Source organism: Janthinobacterium sp. JF4, assembly GCF_059617925.1.
Window position 1 is genome coordinate 236321 of the sequence record NZ_JCAQAV010000003.1, and the last position, 17105, is coordinate 253425.

At 65.9% G+C, this 17105-nt stretch carries 13 protein-coding genes; 11 read left to right on the forward strand and 2 right to left on the reverse strand.

Translation table 11 applies throughout. The features are described from left to right. Positions 1-7 precede the first annotated feature (7 nt). Both AC54AF_RS04790 and AC54AF_RS04795 read right to left on the reverse strand, forming a co-directional pair. Positions 8-1192: a DUF418 domain-containing protein gene (locus AC54AF_RS04790; RefSeq protein ID WP_496635603.1), complete on the reverse strand. Its 1185-nt coding sequence runs from the start codon at positions 1190-1192 to the stop codon at positions 8-10. A gap of 8 nt (positions 1193-1200) precedes the next feature. Continuing rightward, the gene (locus AC54AF_RS04795) at positions 1201-1803 is read right to left on the reverse strand and encodes a TetR/AcrR family transcriptional regulator (protein WP_496635604.1); all 603 of its coding nucleotides are present in this window, start codon (positions 1801-1803) and stop codon (positions 1201-1203) included. A 209-nt stretch (positions 1804-2012) separates the two neighbouring features. Between AC54AF_RS04795 and AC54AF_RS04800 the strand changes: the two genes are divergently transcribed. The 11 genes from AC54AF_RS04800 to AC54AF_RS04850 all read left to right on the forward strand — a co-directional run bounded on the left by AC54AF_RS04800 (position 2013) and on the right by AC54AF_RS04850 (position 16954). After that, positions 2013-3455: an IgA Peptidase M64 gene (locus AC54AF_RS04800; protein WP_496635605.1), complete on the forward strand. Its 1443-nt coding sequence runs from the start codon at positions 2013-2015 to the stop codon at positions 3453-3455. A 430-nt stretch (positions 3456-3885) separates the two neighbouring features. Next, positions 3886-4071: a hypothetical protein gene (locus tag AC54AF_RS04805; protein ID WP_496635606.1), complete on the forward strand. Its 186-nt coding sequence runs from the start codon at positions 3886-3888 to the stop codon at positions 4069-4071. Then, the gene (gene fabI / locus AC54AF_RS04810) at positions 4068-4853 is read left to right on the forward strand and encodes an enoyl-ACP reductase FabI (protein WP_496635697.1); all 786 of its coding nucleotides are present in this window, start codon (positions 4068-4070) and stop codon (positions 4851-4853) included. The genes AC54AF_RS04805 and fabI overlap by 4 nt, the downstream gene beginning before the upstream one ends. Positions 4854-4863: 10 nt before the next feature. After that, complete coding sequence (locus AC54AF_RS04815; RefSeq protein WP_496635698.1) at positions 4864-6324, forward strand: efflux transporter outer membrane subunit; 1461 nt, start codon at positions 4864-4866, stop codon at positions 6322-6324. Positions 6325-6342: 18 nt separating this feature from the next. Beyond that, a complete protein-coding gene (locus tag AC54AF_RS04820; RefSeq protein WP_496635607.1) occupies positions 6343-7416 on the forward strand; it encodes an HlyD family secretion protein in 1074 nt (357 codons plus the stop codon). 2 nt (positions 7417-7418) lie between these two features. Then, entirely contained in the window at positions 7419-10172 is a 2754-nt protein-coding gene (gene rbbA / locus AC54AF_RS04825; protein WP_496635608.1) for a ribosome-associated ATPase/putative transporter RbbA, read from the forward strand. Positions 10173-10176: 4 nt separating this feature from the next. Continuing rightward, positions 10177-11301 (forward strand): ABC transporter permease, encoded by a 1125-nt coding sequence (locus tag AC54AF_RS04830; RefSeq protein WP_034746452.1) that lies wholly within the window; start codon positions 10177-10179, stop codon positions 11299-11301. Positions 11302-11348: 47 nt separating this feature from the next. Continuing rightward, positions 11349-13625, forward strand: coding sequence for a DUF3141 domain-containing protein (locus AC54AF_RS04835; RefSeq protein WP_496635609.1), 2277 nt, complete (start codon positions 11349-11351; stop codon positions 13623-13625). Between the two features lie 9 nt (positions 13626-13634). Next, on the forward strand, positions 13635-15050 hold the full coding sequence (locus AC54AF_RS04840) for a bifunctional enoyl-CoA hydratase/phosphate acetyltransferase (protein ID WP_496635610.1): 1416 nt from the start codon (positions 13635-13637) through the stop codon (positions 15048-15050). Next, positions 15047-16264 (forward strand): acetate/propionate family kinase, encoded by a 1218-nt coding sequence (locus AC54AF_RS04845; RefSeq protein WP_496635611.1) that lies wholly within the window; start codon positions 15047-15049, stop codon positions 16262-16264. Before AC54AF_RS04840 ends, AC54AF_RS04845 begins: the two co-directional genes overlap by 4 nt. Positions 16265-16477: 213 nt before the next feature. Beyond that, a complete protein-coding gene (locus tag AC54AF_RS04850; RefSeq protein WP_426071990.1) occupies positions 16478-16954 on the forward strand; it encodes a hypothetical protein in 477 nt (158 codons plus the stop codon). Positions 16955-17105 lie beyond the last annotated feature (151 nt).

The window sequence follows — 17105 nt, forward strand, 5'->3', positions numbered from 1 at the left end:
CGGCGCGCTAGCGCCGCCAGCGGGGCCACGCGGCAATCGTCAAGGCCCTGAGCAGCCACTCGACGGGGCCATACGCATGGCCGCGCAGCCACCAGCGGCTCAGGGGCAGCTGCACGCAAAAGATGATGACTGCCAGCGCCACGGCACCGAGCGGCGAGACGCTGCCCATCAGGCGCGCGCCATACGCGAGGAATAGCCAGGCACAGATGGCCGACTGCAGCAGGTAGTTCGACAGGGCCATGCGGCCCGTGTCGGCCAGCAGGGAAAACAGCGTGCCGTCGCGCAGGCGCTCGAACAGGGCCAGCGCCAGCGCCAGGTAAGCGCCCGCCAGCAGCGGCGCGCTGGCCAGGCCCACGGCCAGTCCCGCCACCTGCCATGCCTGGCTTTGCGCATACACGGAGGTCCATGCATAGAAGGCGGCGCCGGGCAGTCCCGCCAGTGCGCCAGCCCATAGCAGGCGGCGGCGCAGCGGTAGATAGTCGGCGGCATGCAGCAGCATCTCGCGCTTGCCGGCGGCCAGGCCGCACAGGAACATGGCCAGCGCGCAGGGTGCCTGCACCAGCAGCAGGACGATCCAGATGTCACTCAGTTCGCGCAGATGCTGATTGACGACGGCCGCTGGCGTGGCACGGTAGGCGGCCAGCGCGCTTGCTGCCTTCTGCGCCATCGCCACGGCGTTGTCTGCGGCATCGCCCGCCGGCTGCAGGCTTTGCAGCCAGGCCATGCCGGCCCAGAATGCCGCGCAGACGGCGACGAGCATCAACGCCAGGGAAAGTGCCCGGCGTTCGCCGCAGCGGTGCAGGGCCAGCAGCACGATGCCCAGCACGGCGTAGGTGGTGAGTATGTCGCCATGGAACAGGAACACGGCGTGCAGGGCGCCGATCAGCCACAGGCCCGCTTGCCGGCGCAGCATGCGCGGCACGAACGGCGCGTCGGCGCGCGCGGCCGCCTGCATCTGCAAGGTGAAGCTGTAGCCGAACAGGAAGGAAAACAGCAGATAGAACTTGGTCTCGAACAGCAGCGCGACGAGGAAGTGCGTGGCGCGGTCCACACCGCCGTGAAAGGCCGGATCGGTCAAGCCCAGGCCGAACCAGGGCGTGGCGAAGGCGCCGATATTGACGACCAAAATGCCGAACAGGGCGCAGCCGCGCAGGGCGTCGACGTCGGCGATGCGCGTGGGCCGGGTTTGCATGGCGCCGCTCATGCCAGGGCAGGGCGCAGGAAGCGCGCCAATAACAGGTGCAGGCTGGCCCGCTGCGCCAGCGGCGCATACTCGGGATCGACGGCGACCCGGTTGAAGATGCCGTCGATCAGTGCGGCGATCCAGCTGGCCGTTTGCGCGGCGTCCAGCGCGGCATCGACCTGGCCCTGCGCGGCAGCCTCTTCCAGCAAGGTGTGCAGGCCGCCGCGCAGGCTGGCGTCGTTGCGCGCCACCCTGGCCGCGATATCCGTGTCGCGCATCGCTTCGGCGGAAATGTCCAGCGCCAGCGCCGCAAAATCCCCGTCGGCCGCCAGCGCCAGCACCAGGTCCATGAAGTCGAGCAGGGCGCCGTACGCATCGGCGCTGCCTTGCACGCCGGCGAAATAGGCGGCCGTCTCGCTGCCTTCCTGGTCGACGATGGCGGCGATGATGGCTTGCTTGGTGGGGAAGTAATGAAACAGGTTGCCGGGACTCATGCCCGCTTGCGCGCAGATGGCGGCGGTGCTGGTCTGGTGAAAGCCCTTGCGCGCAAAGCAGCTGCGCGCGGCGGCGAGAATGGCGTCGCGGCGCGCCGCGTGTTTGCCGGGATCGATGGTGCGCATGGCGGATTCCTTTAATTAATCGACTAGTCAATCTAATATAAAGCGATAGTCTCGCCCGGTCAAGCGAATCGGCTGAAATGGGCGCTTTGCAGCCTTCCTTCCTGTCGCTACAATGTGCCGCAGCGGTTTTTCCCGCGCCTGCCGGCAGGCCCGCCGATTGTTTGGAAAACCGACCCCTTCACCTGTTTTTCTACCGTTTTAGGAATGACATGCAGCAGACCCCGATTCGATCCTTCCTCTGCGCGCTGGCGCTGGCCGCCGGCATCGTCCCCGCCGCGCAGGCTGCCAGTGCCGCCCAGCCGGCCACCATGCGCCTCGATTACCAGCACAGCGGCAATGCGCTGGGCGAACATTATGCGGTCGAGCGCGTGCTGGTCGAGCCCTTGCCATGGCCGGGCAACCTGGCGCGCCTCATCGACGACAGCAATCGCGGCAACAACCTGCTGGAAGTGGTCGACATCAAATCGGGCAAGGTGCTGTATTCGCGCGGCTTTTCCACCATCTTCGGCGAGTGGGCCAGCACCGACGAAGCGAAAACCACCACGCGCGCCTTCCAGGAATCCGTGCGCTTCCCGCAGCCCGAGCACCCCGTGCGCGTGCGCATCTTCAAGCGCGACGAGCGCGGCCTGTTTTCCATTGCGTGGAGTACCGATGTCGACCCGGCCGCGCAGGACGTGATCCGCAAGCAGCCGCCGGCGCCCGTCAAGCCGATCCCGATTCGCGTCAGTGGCCCGTCATCCGGGAAGGTTGACCTCCTGATCATGGGCGATGGCTACACGGCCGCCGAAATGGGCAAGTTCGAAGCGACGGCGCGAAAATTGGCCGAGCACCTGTTTACGGTGTCGCCGTTCCGCGAACGGGCCAACGATTTCAATGTGTGGGCCATGGCTGCGCCGACGCAGGAGTCAGGCGTGTCGCGTCCTTCGACGGGCGTGCATCACGCCTCGCCGCTGGGCACGCGCTACGACATCTTCGGCAGCGAGCGCTATGTGCTGACGACGGACAACCGCGCCCTGCGCGACCTGGCGCAATACGCGCCGTATGAATTCATCGAAATCCTCGTCAACAACGATACCTACGGCGGCGGCGGCATCTTTGGCCAGTTCAGCACGGCGGCGGCAAACAACGACTGGGCCGATTACCTGTTCGTGCATGAATTTGGCCACCACTTCGCCGGCCTGGCTGACGAGTACTACACCTCGCCCGTGGCCTACCAGTCGAATGGCGAGCGCCAGGAACCGTGGGAGCCAAACGCCACGGCGCTGCGCGATCCGGCCAGGCTGAAATGGAAGCAGCACGTCAAGGCGGGCACGCCGCTGCCCACGCCGTGGCCAAAGGCGGCGTACGACAGCCATGCGCGCGAGTACCAGAAGCAGCGCGCGGCCCTGCGCGCGGCCAACCGCCCGGAAAGCGAGATGAGCGGCCTGTTCAAGGCCGACCTGGCGTACACGCAGCAGCTGTTTTCGAAGGCGCCGCAGCGCCATGCGGTGGGCGCCTTCGAGGGCGCGAACTACGAATCGTCCGGCTACTACCGGCCCGAGATGCAATGCATCATGTTCGACCGCAGCGAGACGTTCTGCTCCGTATGCCAGGAGGGCATCAGCACCATCATCGACCTGTATTCGCGTCCCGCCGCGGCGCCGGGCAAATAAGCCTGTTCAGCGCAGTCCCGCACGGCATGGCGGGCCATGTTGCAACGCAATAGCATGGCCCCCTTTCTGTATCTTCTCCATCGTCTCCCTTCCCCTGCCGTCCAGCGCTGCTTGTTTTTCAGGCAATGGGCATCTGCGCCGGCATGCTTTCTTTTCCCCGCGCCAGCCCTGTAGCATTATCAAATACGCATGCCCGCACGCTTGCCTGAAAAATATTTCATTTAGATAATATTGAGGTAGAATTTGATTTACATCAATGCTGCATTGCCGCAATCGCACTTATAGTTGACCTAGCTCAAAGCGTCATGGAATGCGGATCGGACTCATCACGAATCACGCGTCTAAATGCTGTAGAGTAATTTCGCCCCGTACCAGTTCCCCGAGAATGCACTGGTGCTGGCCTCGAATTTCAGTGACGGAAGCCCGATTCATGAAGATGCAGATCCCCGCGCCTGACGCGTGCAGTACCTTACACCCCCACACTCCCATTGCCTTGCCGTATGCGCGCGCCGGCGGCGTCACCCTGGCCATGTGCGCTGCCGCCATGCGCGCCGGTGCGGTGCGCCGTGTGCAGGCGGCCACGCCGTGGCCCGCCCTGCGTCCGGTCCAGGCATGACGGCCGGCCTGCGCCAGCACTTGCCTTTGCAGGGCAAGCGGGGCCTGGTGGTGGGTATCGCCAACACGCAAAGCATCGCCTGGGGCTGCGCCAGCGCATTGCGCGCGGCCGGCGCCGAACTGGCCGTGACCTGGCTCAATGACAAGGCCCGTCCCCATGTGGAGCCGCTGGCGCTGCAACTGCCGGCGGCCATCATGGCGCCGCTCGACGTGGCCGTGCCGGGCCAGCTCGAAGCGCTGTTCGCGCAGATCGAACGGCAGTGGGGGCGGCTCGATTTCGTCGTCCACTCCATCGCCTACGCGCCGAAGCAGGACTTGCATGGCCGCGTGACGGACAGTTCGGCCGACGGCTTTGCGCAGGCGATGGATATCTCTTGCCACTCCTTCATGCGCATGGCGAAGCTGGCCGAACCGCTGATGCCGGACGGCGGCAGCTTGACCACCATGAGCTACCTGGGCGCGGAGGAAGTCATCGCCGACTATGGCCTGATGGGTCCCGTGAAGGCGGCGCTGGAAGCGTCGGTGCGCTACCTGGCGGCGGAACTGGGACCGCAAGGCATCCGCGTCAACGCCATTTCGCCGGGGCCTCTGGAGACGCGGGCCGCTTCCGGCATCGCCCATTTCGACCGCTTGATGGCCGACGCCATCGAACGCTCGCCCATGCGGCGCCTGGCCACCATCGAGGACGTGGGCGCGCTGTGCGCCTTCCTCGCCGGCGACGGCGCGCGCGCCATCACGGGCGGCACCCTGTATGTCGATGGCGGCTACAACATTCTGAATTGACTGGAAGATGATGACCATGGCTGTTCCCCTTCTATCCCCGCGCGCCGGGGTGGCCGCCTTGGCCGCCAGCCTGCTGCTGGCCGGCTGCGCCTCGATGGCGCCGCCGTTCGCGCCGCCGCCGTTGCCTGTGGCGGCGCAGTATCCGGAAGCCGATTCGGCCGGCGCGCACGCGCCCGACGTCGCCTGGCAATCCTACTTTGCCGACCCGCGCCTGCAGGCGCTGATTGCGCAGGCGCTGGCCAGCAACCGAGACATCCGCATCGCCGCGCTGCGCGTGGAAGAGGCGCGCGCCGCGTATGGCATCCAGCGCGCCGAACAATTTCCCACCATCGCGCTGGGCGCCTCCGGCAGCCGCGCGCGCGTACCCGGCGACCTGAGCGTGACGGGCCGCCCCATGACGAGCGCGCAGTACCAGTCGGGCTTGAACGTGAGCGCCTGGGAGCTCGATTTCTGGGGCCGCGTGCGCAGCCTGAAGGACAGCGCGCTGCAAACCCTGCTGGCCAGCGACGAGGCGCGCCGCGCCGTCGGCGTGGCCCTGGTGGCCCAGGTAGCCAATGGCTACCTGGGCTTGCGCGAACTCGACGAACGGGTGGAACTGGCGCGCGCCACGGTCGACAGCCGCGCCGAATCGCTGCGCATCTTCACGCGCCGCTTCGAAGTGGGCTCGATTTCCAAGCTGGACCTGACGCAGGTGGAAACCCTGCTCAGCCAGGCCCTCTCGCTGTCGGCCCAGCTGGAGCAGGCGCGTGCCGTGCAGGCGCATGCGCTGGCCCAGCTGGTGGGCGGCCCCGTCGACCTGACGCCGGTGGCTGGTGAGGTGCGCCGCTTCGACGACGCCAGCGTGCTGCAGCCGCTGCATGCGGGCTTGCCCTCGGCTTTGCTCACGCAGCGCCCCGACCTGATCGCGGCCGAACATCAGCTGCGCGCTGCGCAAGCCAATATCGGCGCCGCGCGCGCCGCCTTCTTCCCGACCATTTCGCTGACGGCGGCCTACGGCACGGCCAGCGCGGAATTGAGCGGCCTGTTCGATTCGGGCAGCGGCGCGTGGAATGTCGCGCCGCGCCTGGTGCTGCCGATCTTTGACGCGGGCCGCCTGCGCGCCAATATGGATCTGGCCGAGGTGCGCCGCGACGTGGCCGTGGCCAACTACGAAAAGAGCGTGCAGGGCGCCTTCCGCGAAGTGGCCGACGCGCTGTCGAACCGGCGCTGGCTGGCGCTGCAGGTCGATATCGGCAAGACGACTTTGGCCGCGCAGAGCGAACGGGCGCGCCTGGCCAAGCTGCGCTACGACAATGGCGCCGCGCCCTACCTGGAAGTGCTCGATGCGCAGCGCGACTTGCTGACGGTCGAGCAGCAGCTGGTGCAGACGCGCCGCGCGCTGCTCTCGAGCCAGGTCAGCCTGTATGCGGCGCTGGGCGGCGGCGTACTTGCCAACACCTCCGCCAGCTCCGCCGCCGCTTCCACCCATTAATTTGATCGCCCCGATACCATGAATGCTCAACTGAAGAAAAAACTCATCCCCGCGGCGCTGGTCGTGGCCGTTCTCGTGCTGGGCTATGTGGCCTGGCAGAAAATGCGACCCACGGGCCCTGGCGAAGGTTTTGTCAGCGGCAATGGCCGCATCGAAGCGACGGAGGTCGACGTCGCCACCAAGCTGGCGGGAAGGGTCAAGGAGATCCTCGTGCGCGAGGGCGACTTCGTCAAGTCGGGCCAGCCGCTGGCCACCATGCAGGTCGATTCCCTGGTGGCCCAGCGCGACGAGGCGCGCGCGCGCCAGCAGCAGGCGTCCGACGCGGTTGTGGGAGCGCAGGCGCAGGTTGCCGTGCGCGAGAGCGACAAGGCTGCCGCGCTGGCCCTGGTGGCGCAGCGCGAAAGCGAACTCGATGCGGCCAAACGCCGCCTGGCCCGCTCGGAAACCCTGTCGAAGGAAGGCGCTTCTTCGGTGCAGGAACTCGACGACGACCGTGCCCGTGTGCGCAGCGTGGCCGCCGCCCTGAACGCGGCCAAGGCGCAAGTGACGGCGGCGCAGGCGGCCATCGACGCGGCCAGGGCGCAGGTGGTCGGCTCGCGCTCCGCCGTCGTCGCGGCCGAGGCGACCACGGCGCGCATCGACGCCGACCTGGCCGATGGCCAACTGGCGGCGCCGCGCGACGGTCGCGTGCAATACCTGGTGGCGCAGCAGGGCGAGGTACTGGCCGGTGGCGGCAAGGTGCTCAACCTGGTCGACCTGTCGGACGTCTACATGACCTTCTTCCTGCCCGAGACGGCGGCCGGCAAGGTGGCGATGGGCGGCGAAGTGCGCATCATCCTCGACGCGGCGCCCGATTACGTGATTCCGGCAACGATCTCGTTTGTCGCCGCCAGCGCGCAGTTTACGCCGAAGACGGTGGAAACGGCCAGCGAGCGCCAGAAGCTGATGTTCCGCGTGAAGGCGCAGATCAGCCGCGAGCTGCTGCAAAAGCATCTGGCGCTGGTGAAAGTGGGCTTGCCCGGCGTGGCGTGGGTGCGTCTCGATGCGAAGCTGCCATGGCCCGCTGAACTGACGGCCAAGGTTCCGCAGTGAGCATGGAGGTGAACAATTTCGTCGTCAGCATCCGGGGCGTCAGCCAGCATTACGGCAAGACGGTGGCGCTCGACGGCATCGACCTCGACGTGCCGGCCGGCTGCATGGTGGGCTTGATCGGCCCCGATGGCGTGGGCAAATCGAGCCTGCTGTCGCTGGTGGCCGGCGCGCGCGCGGTACAGGAAGGCAGGGTCATGGCGCTGGGCGGCGACATGCGCGATGCGCGCCACCGCGACGACGTCTGTCCGCGTATCGCCTACATGCCGCAAGGCCTGGGCAAGAATCTGTATCCGACCCTGTCGGTCGAGGAAAACCTGCAGTTCTTCGCGCGCCTGTTCGGCCATGACGCGGCCGAACGCCGGCGCCGCATCGACCAGCTGACCCGCAGCACGGGCCTGCAACCGTTCCTGGCCCGTCCGGCGGGCAAGCTGTCGGGCGGCATGAAGCAGAAACTGGGCCTGTGCTGCGCGCTGATCCACGATCCCGACCTGCTCATTCTCGATGAGCCGACCACCGGCGTCGATCCGCTGGCGCGCGCCCAGTTCTGGGACCTGATCGCCGGCATCCGCGTGCAGCGCCCGCAAATGAGCGTGATGGTGGCCACGGCCTACATGGACGAGGCGCAGCGCTTCGATTGGCTGGTGGCCATGGATGACGGCAAGGTGCGCGGTACGGGCACGCCGGCCGAGCTGCTGGCGCGCACGCAAAGCGACAACCTGGAAGCGGCCTTCATCAAGCTGCTGCCCGAAGCCAAGCGCGCGGGCCACCAGCCCGTGGTCATCACGCCGCTCGATGCCGCCAGCGCGCAGGACGTCGCCATCGAGGCGCAAGACCTGACCATGCGCTTCGGCGATTTCACGGCCGTCGACCATGTGAATTTCCGCATCGGCCGCGGCGAGATCTTCGGCTTTCTCGGTTCGAACGGCTGCGGCAAGTCGACCACCATGAAGATGCTCACGGGCCTGCTGCCAGCGACGGAAGGCAAGGCCTGGCTGTTCGGCAAGGAAGTCGATTCCAGCGATATCGACACGCGCCGCAGGGTCGGCTACATGTCGCAGGCATTTTCCCTGTACAGCGAGCTGACGGTGCGCCAGAACCTGGTGCTGCACGCGCGCCTGTTCCACGTGCCCGACAGCGAAATCGGCGCCCGCATCGACGAAATGGCGCAGCGCTTCGACTTGCGCGCGGTGATGGACGACTTGCCCGACAGCCTGCCGCTGGGCATACGCCAGCGCCTGTCGCTGGCCGTGGCCATGGTGCACAAGCCGGAAATGCTGATCCTCGACGAGCCCACGTCCGGCGTCGACCCCATCGCGCGCGACAATTTCTGGCGCCTGATGATCGAGCTGGCGCGGCGCGACCGCGTCACCATCTTCATCTCCACCCACTTCATGAACGAGGCCGAGCGCTGCGACCGCATCTCGCTGATGCATGCCGGTAAAGTGCTGGTCAGCGATGCGCCGGCCGAACTGGTGCGCAAGAAGGGCGCGCCATCGCTGGAAGCAGCTTTCATCGCCTACCTGGAAGAGGCGGGCGGCGGCACGGCGGCGGAGACAAGGCAGGAAACGCCGGCACCGGCGCAGCAGGAAGCTGCACCGGCGCCCGCGCAGCAGAAGCAGACGCAGCGCAGCCGCTTCAGCCTGGGGCGCATGCTCAGCTACATGTGGCGCGAAACGCTGGAATTGCGGCGCGATCCCGTGCGCCTGACCCTGGCGCTGGGCGGCTCCGTGCTGCTGCTGTTCGTCATCGGCTTCGGCATCAGCCTGGACGTCGAAGACCTCAGTTACGCAGTGCTCGACCACGACCAAACCACGCTGAGCCAGAATTACACGAACAACCTGGCCGGCTCACGCTACTTCGTCGAACGTCCACCGTTGCGCGACTATGCCGATATCGACAAGCGCATGCGCAGCGGCGAACTGTCGCTGGCCATCGAGATCCCGCCTGGTTTTGCGCGCGACGTGCAGCGCGGCGCGCCAGCGCAGGTGGGCGCGTGGATCGACGGCGCCATGCCGATGCGCGCCGAAACCGTACAGGGCTACGTGCAGGGCATGCACCAGCTGTGGCTGGCCGACCAGGCATTGCACCGCTATGGCATCACGATGAGCAACCCCGTCGCTATCCAGACCCGCTACCGCTACAATCCGGACGTGAAAAGCCTGCCCGCCATGGTGCCGGCCGTGATTCCCCTGCTGCTGCTGATGCTGCCGGCCATGCTGGCGGCGCTGTCCGTGGTGCGCGAAAAGGAACTGGGTTCCATCATCAACCTGTACGTGACGCCCGTGACGCGCCTGGAATTCTTGCTCGGCAAGCAGGTGCCGTACGTCGTGCTGGCCATGTTCAACTTCGCCCTCATGGCTCTGCTGGCCGTCACCGCCTTCGGCGTGCCGATCAAGGGCAGCCTGGCGACCCTGATCGGCGCCACCTTCATCTTCAATATCTGCGCCACCGGCATCGGCCTGTTCGCTTCGACCTTTACGCGCAGCCAGATCGCGGCCCTGTTCGTGACCATGATCGGCACCATGATCCCGGCCATCCAGTTTTCTGGCTTGCTCAATCCCGTCTCGTCGATGGAAGGCGTGGGCAAGGCGATCGGCCTGATGTACCCGGCCACGCACATGCTCAATATCAGCCGGGGCGTGTTCAACAAGGCGCTGGGCTTTGGCGACCTGCATGCCTCGTTCTGGCCCCTGATCGTGGCGATCCCCGTGATCCTTGGCGTGACGGTGGCGCTGCTGAAGAAACAGGAGTCGTAAGCGTATGCGCCACCTTGAAAACATCTACCGCCTGGGCGTGAAGGAAATCTGGAGCCTGATCCGCGATCCCATGATGCTGATCCTGATCTTGTATACCTTCACGCTGGCCATCTACGTGGCCGCCACGGCCAAGCCGGAAACTCTGCACATGGCGTCGATCGCCATCGTCGACGAGGATGGCTCTCCCCTGTCCGGGCGCATCGCCTCGGCCTTCTTCCCGCCGCAGTTCACGCCGCCGGCCATGATCAACCAGAGCCAGGTCGATGCGGGCCTGGACGCGGGCCAGTACACGTTCGTGCTGACGATCCCGCCCAAGCTGCAGGCGGACGTGCTGGGCGGGCGCCAGGCGGAACTGCAGCTGAACGTCGACGCCACGCGCATGAGCCAGGCCTTCAGCGGCAGCGGCTACATCCAGCAGATCGTCGCCGGTGAAATATCCGAATTCGCCAAGCGCTATCGGGGCGCGACCGTCTCGCCGGTGGAGCTGGTAATGCGCGCGCGCTTCAACCCATCGCTGAGCCAGGCGTGGTTTGGCTCGCTGATGGAGCTCATCAACCAGGTGACGATGCTGTCGATCATCCTCACCGGCGCGGCCCTGATCCGCGAGCGCGAACACGGCACCATCGAGCATTTGCTGGTGATGCCCGTGACGCCGGCCGAAATCATGCTGGGCAAGGTCTGGTCGATGGGGCTGGTGGTGCTGCTGGCCGCCGCCCTGTCGCTGAACCTGGTGGTGCGCGGCATGCTGCACGTGCCGATCGAAGGCTCGATCGCGCTGTTCCTGTGCGGCGCGGCCCTGCACCTGTTTGCCACCACCTCGATGGGCATTTTCCTCGCCACCGTGGCGCGCAGCATGCCGCAGTTCGGCATGCTCCTGATCCTCGTGCTGCTGCCGCTGCAGATGCTCTCGGGCGGCAGCACACCGCGCGAAAGCATGCCCGAGCTGGTGCAGAACATCATGCTGATCGCGCCGACCACGCATTTCGTCGAGTTGAGCCAGGCGATCCTGTACCGTGGCGCCGGTATCGACGTGGTGTGGAAACCGTTCCTGGCCCTGCTGGCCATCGGCACGGCCTTGTTTACTTTCGCCCTTGCGCGCTTTCGCAAGACCATCAGCCAGATGGCATAGCCACCGCGCCGGAATGGTCCGGCGTTTTTTGCTTGAAAAGGATAGCCATGAAGACCGAAGCTGCACCATTTTTCTCCACCGGCGGCTTGCCGTCCCTGGGCGTGCTGGGCGACTATGCGCGCGACTCGTGGCAGCGCATCGTGCTGTACGCGGACGTGATGCGCCGGCGCGGCAATCAGTACCAGGAGCACATGGCCGAGGAAGTGCCGAACGTGCTGGACTTCCCCGCCGAACTGGTGATGTCGGGCCTGGAGCTGGCGCGTCCCGTCAATTACGGCCTGGCGCGCATCTTGACGCCCGATGCGCCCGAACCTGATCCATCGAAACGCCCCTTCGTCGTCGTCGATCCGCGCGCGGGACACGGTCCCGGCATCGGCGGCTTCAAGGCCGAGAGCGAGATCGGCGTGGCGCTGCGCGCCGGCCATCCGTGCTACTTCATTGGCTTTCTGCCCGATCCCATGCCGGGACAGACGGTGGAAGACGTGATGCATGCCGAAGCGGCCTTCCTGGAAAAAGTCATCGCCCTGCATCCGCTCAGCGAGGGCAAGCCCGTCGTCATCGGCAATTGCCAGGCCGGCTGGCAAATCCTCATGACGGCGGCCATGCGCCCGGAATTGTTCGGCCCCATCATCGTGGCCGGCGCGCCCGTGTCGTACTGGGCTGGCTGGCATGGCCGCAATCCGATGCGCTACGCGGGTGGCCTGATGGGCGGCAGCTGGGCCACGGCGCTGGCTGGCGACCTGGGCAATGGCCGCTTCGACGGCGCCAGCCTGGTGCAGAATTTCGAGAAGCTGAATCCGGCCAATACCCTGTGGGGCAAGCAGTACAATCTGTACGCGAACATCGATACGGAAGCGCCACGCTACCTGGAATTTGAAAAATACTGGGGCGGCCACGTCTTCCTCAACGACGTCGAGATGCAGTACATCGTCGACAATCTGTTCATCGGCAATCGCCTGGCCACGGCCGAACTGATCACCTCTGACGGCGTGCGCCTGGACTTGCGCAATATCCGTTCGCCCATCGTCGTGTTCTGCTCGAACGGCGACAACATCACGCCGCCGCCGCAGGCGCTGGGCTGGATCACGGACCTGTACCGCGATGATAACGACGTGCTGCTGCACGACCAGACCATCGTCTACGCCGTGCATGACAGCATCGGCCACCTGGGCATCTTCGTGTCGGCCAAGGTGGGGCACAAGGAGCACCAGAAATTCGCCAGCAATATCGACCTGATCAACCTGCTGCCGGCGGGCATCTACGAAGCGCGGATCGTCGACAAGACGCCCGATACGCCGAATGCCGACCTGGCCAGCGGAGATTATGTGCTGCAGGTCGAGCACCGCGGCATCGAGGACGTGCGCGCCATCGTGCAGCCGAGCGTGGAAAACGACCGCAAGTTTGCCGCCGCCGCGCGCGTGTCCGAAGTGAACCTGGCGCTGTACCGCACGTTTGCGCAGCCGTGGGTGCGCGCCATGGTCACGCCGCAGTCGGCGCGCTTCCTGCAGCTCGCGCATCCGCTGCGCGTGTCGTACGAGCGCTGGACGGACCACAATCCGCTGGCCAGGCTGGTGGCCAAGGAGGCGGAAAAAGTGCGTGCGCACCGCCAGCCGGTATCGCCCGACAATCCGCTGCTGGCCATGCAGGAGGCCATCTCCGGCGCCATCACGGCCGGCTTGAACAGCTGGCGCGACTGGCGCGATACGCTGCAGGAAACCACCTTCGACCTGGTGTACGGTTCGCCCCTGGTGCAGGCGCTGACGGGACAAGCCATCGGCGACGTCACGCCGCCGCGCCCGCATCCCGGCATCTCGCCCGAGCACTGCGAATACGTACGCTGCGAAACGCGCAAGATGGACGAAGACATGCAGCGGGGCGGCCTGGTGGAAGCTGCCGTGCGCGCGCTGTTCTATATCTACCGCTTCCGCATGATCGCCGACGAGCGCAGGGTCAACCTGGCCCTCAAACTGATCAAGCCGCAATACCGGCAGGATATCAGCATGGAGGAATTCCGCGGCATCGTGCGCCAGCAGGCGCGCTTGATGCTGCATGATTTCGATGCGGCCATCGCCGCCTTGCCGGCCTTGCTGTCGCGCGCCGAGCCGGACGACATCGGCGCGCTGGCAGAATGGCTGCAGCAAGTGCTGCAAGTGCCCGAGGCGCCGACGCCGGACGAGGAAGCGAGCCTGCAGCAGATGCTGGGAGTCTTCGACCGCGCGGTCAAGGAGCAAGCGCAGGCGCAGCCACCGGCCGTGCTTGCATCTCAAACTGCATCCCATGCCGGGGCGAAAGCCAAACCGGCCAAACACAATACCCCTGCCTAGAAGACCACGATGACTACTACCCAAGACGATGATTTGAGTATCGTACGTAACCGCACCTTCGACCAGATCGCCATCGGCGACAGCGCCAGCATTACGCGCACCCTGAGCATGGACGATATCGCCCTGTTCGCAGTGATGTCGGGCGATGACAATCCGCAGCACCTGGACGCCGAATTTGCCGCTTCCAGCCGCTACCAGGGCGTGATCGCCCACGGCATGTGGGGCGCGGCCCTCATTTCCGCCGTGCTGGGCACGCGCCTGCCCGGTGCTGGCACCGTCTACACGGGCCAGACCCTGCGCTTTTTGCAACCCGTGCGCGTGGGCGATACGCTGGCCATCAGCGTCACCGTCACGGCGCTCGAACCGCGCAGCCGCCACGTGACCCTGGCCTGCCGCTGCGTCAACCAGCATGGCGCCGTGGTGCTCGACGGCGAAGCGCAGGTGATCGCGCCCGCCGAACAGATCGAACGCAAGCGCGCCACCCTGCCCGAAGTGCGCCTGCATAACGGCGACGGCACGCGGCGCCTGCTGGAACACGCGCGCACCCTGGGTCCGATCCGGGTGGCCGTGATCCACCCTTGCGATGAACTGAGCCTGTCGGGCGCGCTGGACGCGCATGCGGCCGGCCTGATCACGCCCGTGCTGGTGGGGCCGCGCGCGCGCCTGGAGGCGGTGGCGCTGGAAGCGGGCCTGAGCCTGGAAGGCATCGCCATCGAGGACGTCGAGCATAGCCATGCGGCCGCCGCGCGCGGCGCCGAACTGGCGGGCAGGGGCGAAGTCGAGGCGCTGATGAAGGGCAGCCTGCATACGGATGAACTGATGTCGGCCGTGCTGTCGGCCAGCGCCGGCCTGCGCACCAAGCGCCGCATCAGCCACTGCTTCCTGATGCAGACGCCGGCCTATCCGCGCCCGTTCATCATCACCGACGCGGCCATCAATATCGCGCCGAATCTGGCCATGAAGGCCGACATCGTGCGCAATGCCATCGACCTGGCGCACGTGATCGGCGTGGCCATGCCGCGCGTGGCCATCCTGGCCGCCGTGGAAACGGTGAACGCCGACATGCCGGCCACCCTGGACGCGGCCGCCCTGTGCAAGATGGCCGACCGCGGCCAGATCACGGGGGCGATCCTCGACGGCCCGCTGGCCTTCGACAACGCCGTGTCGATCGCCGCCGCCACCGTCAAGGGCATCGTCTCCGAGGTGGCGGGCCGCGCCGATATCTTGCTGGTGCCCGACCTGGAAAGCGGCAACATGCTGGCCAAGCAGCTCGAATACATGGGCGACGCGGACAGCGCCGGCATCGTGCTGGGCGCGAAAGTTCCCGTCATTCTGACCAGCCGCGCCGACTCGCGCGCCAGCCGCATCGCCTCGTGCGCCATCGCCGTGATGCTGGCCAACCATTACCGGAGCACGCCGCCATGAACGCGCCCATCACCCATGCCGACGGCACCCTGATCCTGGTGCTCAATTGCGGCTCGTCGAGCATCAAGTTCGCCCTGTTCGAGCAAGCCGGCGGCGTGCTGCCGCAGCAGGCGCAATGGAGCGGCAAGGTCGAAGGCATCGGCCGCGAAAACGCCACATACCGCGCCGGCGGCCTGCCGGCAGTGGCCTTGCAGCTCGATGCGGAGCAGCCGCATCACGCGGCTCTCGAATACATCCGCGCGCAAGTGGTGGCGCAGCTGGCCGGGCGTCCGCTGTGCGCCGTGGCGCACCGCGTGGTGCATGGCGGCAGCAAGTATTTCGCCCCCGTGCGCATCGATTTCAAGGTGCTGGCCGACCTGAAAAGCTATGTGCCGCTGGCGCCGCTGCACCAGCCGTTCGCCTTGGAGGCGATCGAGGTACTGCTCGAGTCGCGGCCCGACATCGCCCAGGTGGCGTGCTTCGACACGGCCTTCCACCACACGGTGCCGCAGGTCGAGCAGATGCTGGCCCTGCCTTACGATGCGTGGGAGCGGGGCTTGCGCCGCTATGGCTTCCACGGCCTGTCGTATGAATACCAGTCGCTGGTGCTGGAGCAGCGTTTCGGCGCTGCCGCGCGCGGCAAGGTCATCGTCGCCCACCTGGGCAGCGGCGCCAGCCTGTGCGCCATGGAGAATTTGCACAGCGTGGCCACCACCATGGGCTTTTCCGCGCTCGACGGCCTGATGATGGGCACGCGCTGCGGTTCGCTCGATCCGGGCGCCGTCATCTACCTGATGGAAATCGAAAAACTGTCGCTGGAAAAGGTGGCGCATGTGCTGTACCACGAGTCGGGCTTGCTGGGCGTCTCCGGCGTGTCGGCCGATCCGCCCGTGCTGCTGGCGCAGCAGGACCGGCAGGATGCGACGGGCGAGCGCATCCGCGCCGCGCTGGACTTGTATATTCGCCGCATCGTGCGCGAGATCGGCGCCCTGACGGCTGTGCTGGGTGGGCTGGACATGCTGGTGTTTACGGCCGGTATCGGCGAGCACAGCGCCGAACTGCGCCAGCGCATCTGCGCCGAACTGGGTTTCATCGGCCCTGTGCTCGACGCGGATGCGAATGCACGCAACGCCAGCCGCATTTCCAGCGATGCCAGCCGCATCGTGGTGGGCGTGGAGCCGGCCAACGAGGAATGGGTGGCGGCGCGCCACGCGGCCCTGGCTATCAGCGCATGAGGATCTGACTAGCCATCGCACCGAATGGGAAATTTGCCGAATTGCACATATTTTCCGTTGAGTGCGCTAACGCACTGTGTGGTTTGCCAGTTATCTTTACTATGCAGTCATGCCATTGCGCTACATCAAGAAACAGCGCGATGCCTGGCAAATTTTGAACATTTTGCCCGCCTTTAGTAAAAATAACTCGAATCCATATTGAAAGGTCACATCATGAACAAATTACTCGCCGCACTGATCGCCACCCTGTTTGCCACCGCCGCCTTCGCCCAAACGGCGCCAGCCACGGAAGCTGTCGTGAAAGCCCAGGCTTCCGCGCAAAAAGACGTCAACAAGGCTGCCGCTTCGGAAGCCAAGGTCGATGCCAAGGCTGACGCGAATGTCGCCAAGGCCGAAATGAAGGCCGACGAAAAGAAAGCCGACGCCCATCACAAGGCCAATAAAACCAAGGCCAAGGCACACGACAAAGTCGTCAACGCCGATGCGGAAGACAAGCTGAAAGCGGAAGCCAAGGCCGATAAAACCGATGCCAAGGCCGATGCGAAAGCCACCAAGACTGCCGTGAAAGCGAACGCCAAGGTCGCCAAGGAAAAAGTGGAAGCGAACGCCGACAAGGCCCTCGCCGCCACCAAGACGGTAGAAGCCAAGGCCAAGGCCGACGCTGAAGTCAAGGCTGCCGCCGCCAAGTAATTCCCCGTTTGCGGGCCATGGCCCGCAAACCCCAAAGACAGCTTCGGCTGTCTTTTTTTTCGTCCGCCACTTTTCCTTGGCGCCGCTTGCCAGTCTTGATCTGGCACAAATGCTCCTCTTTTTGGCGTGCCATAGTGAACTGGCAAACAGA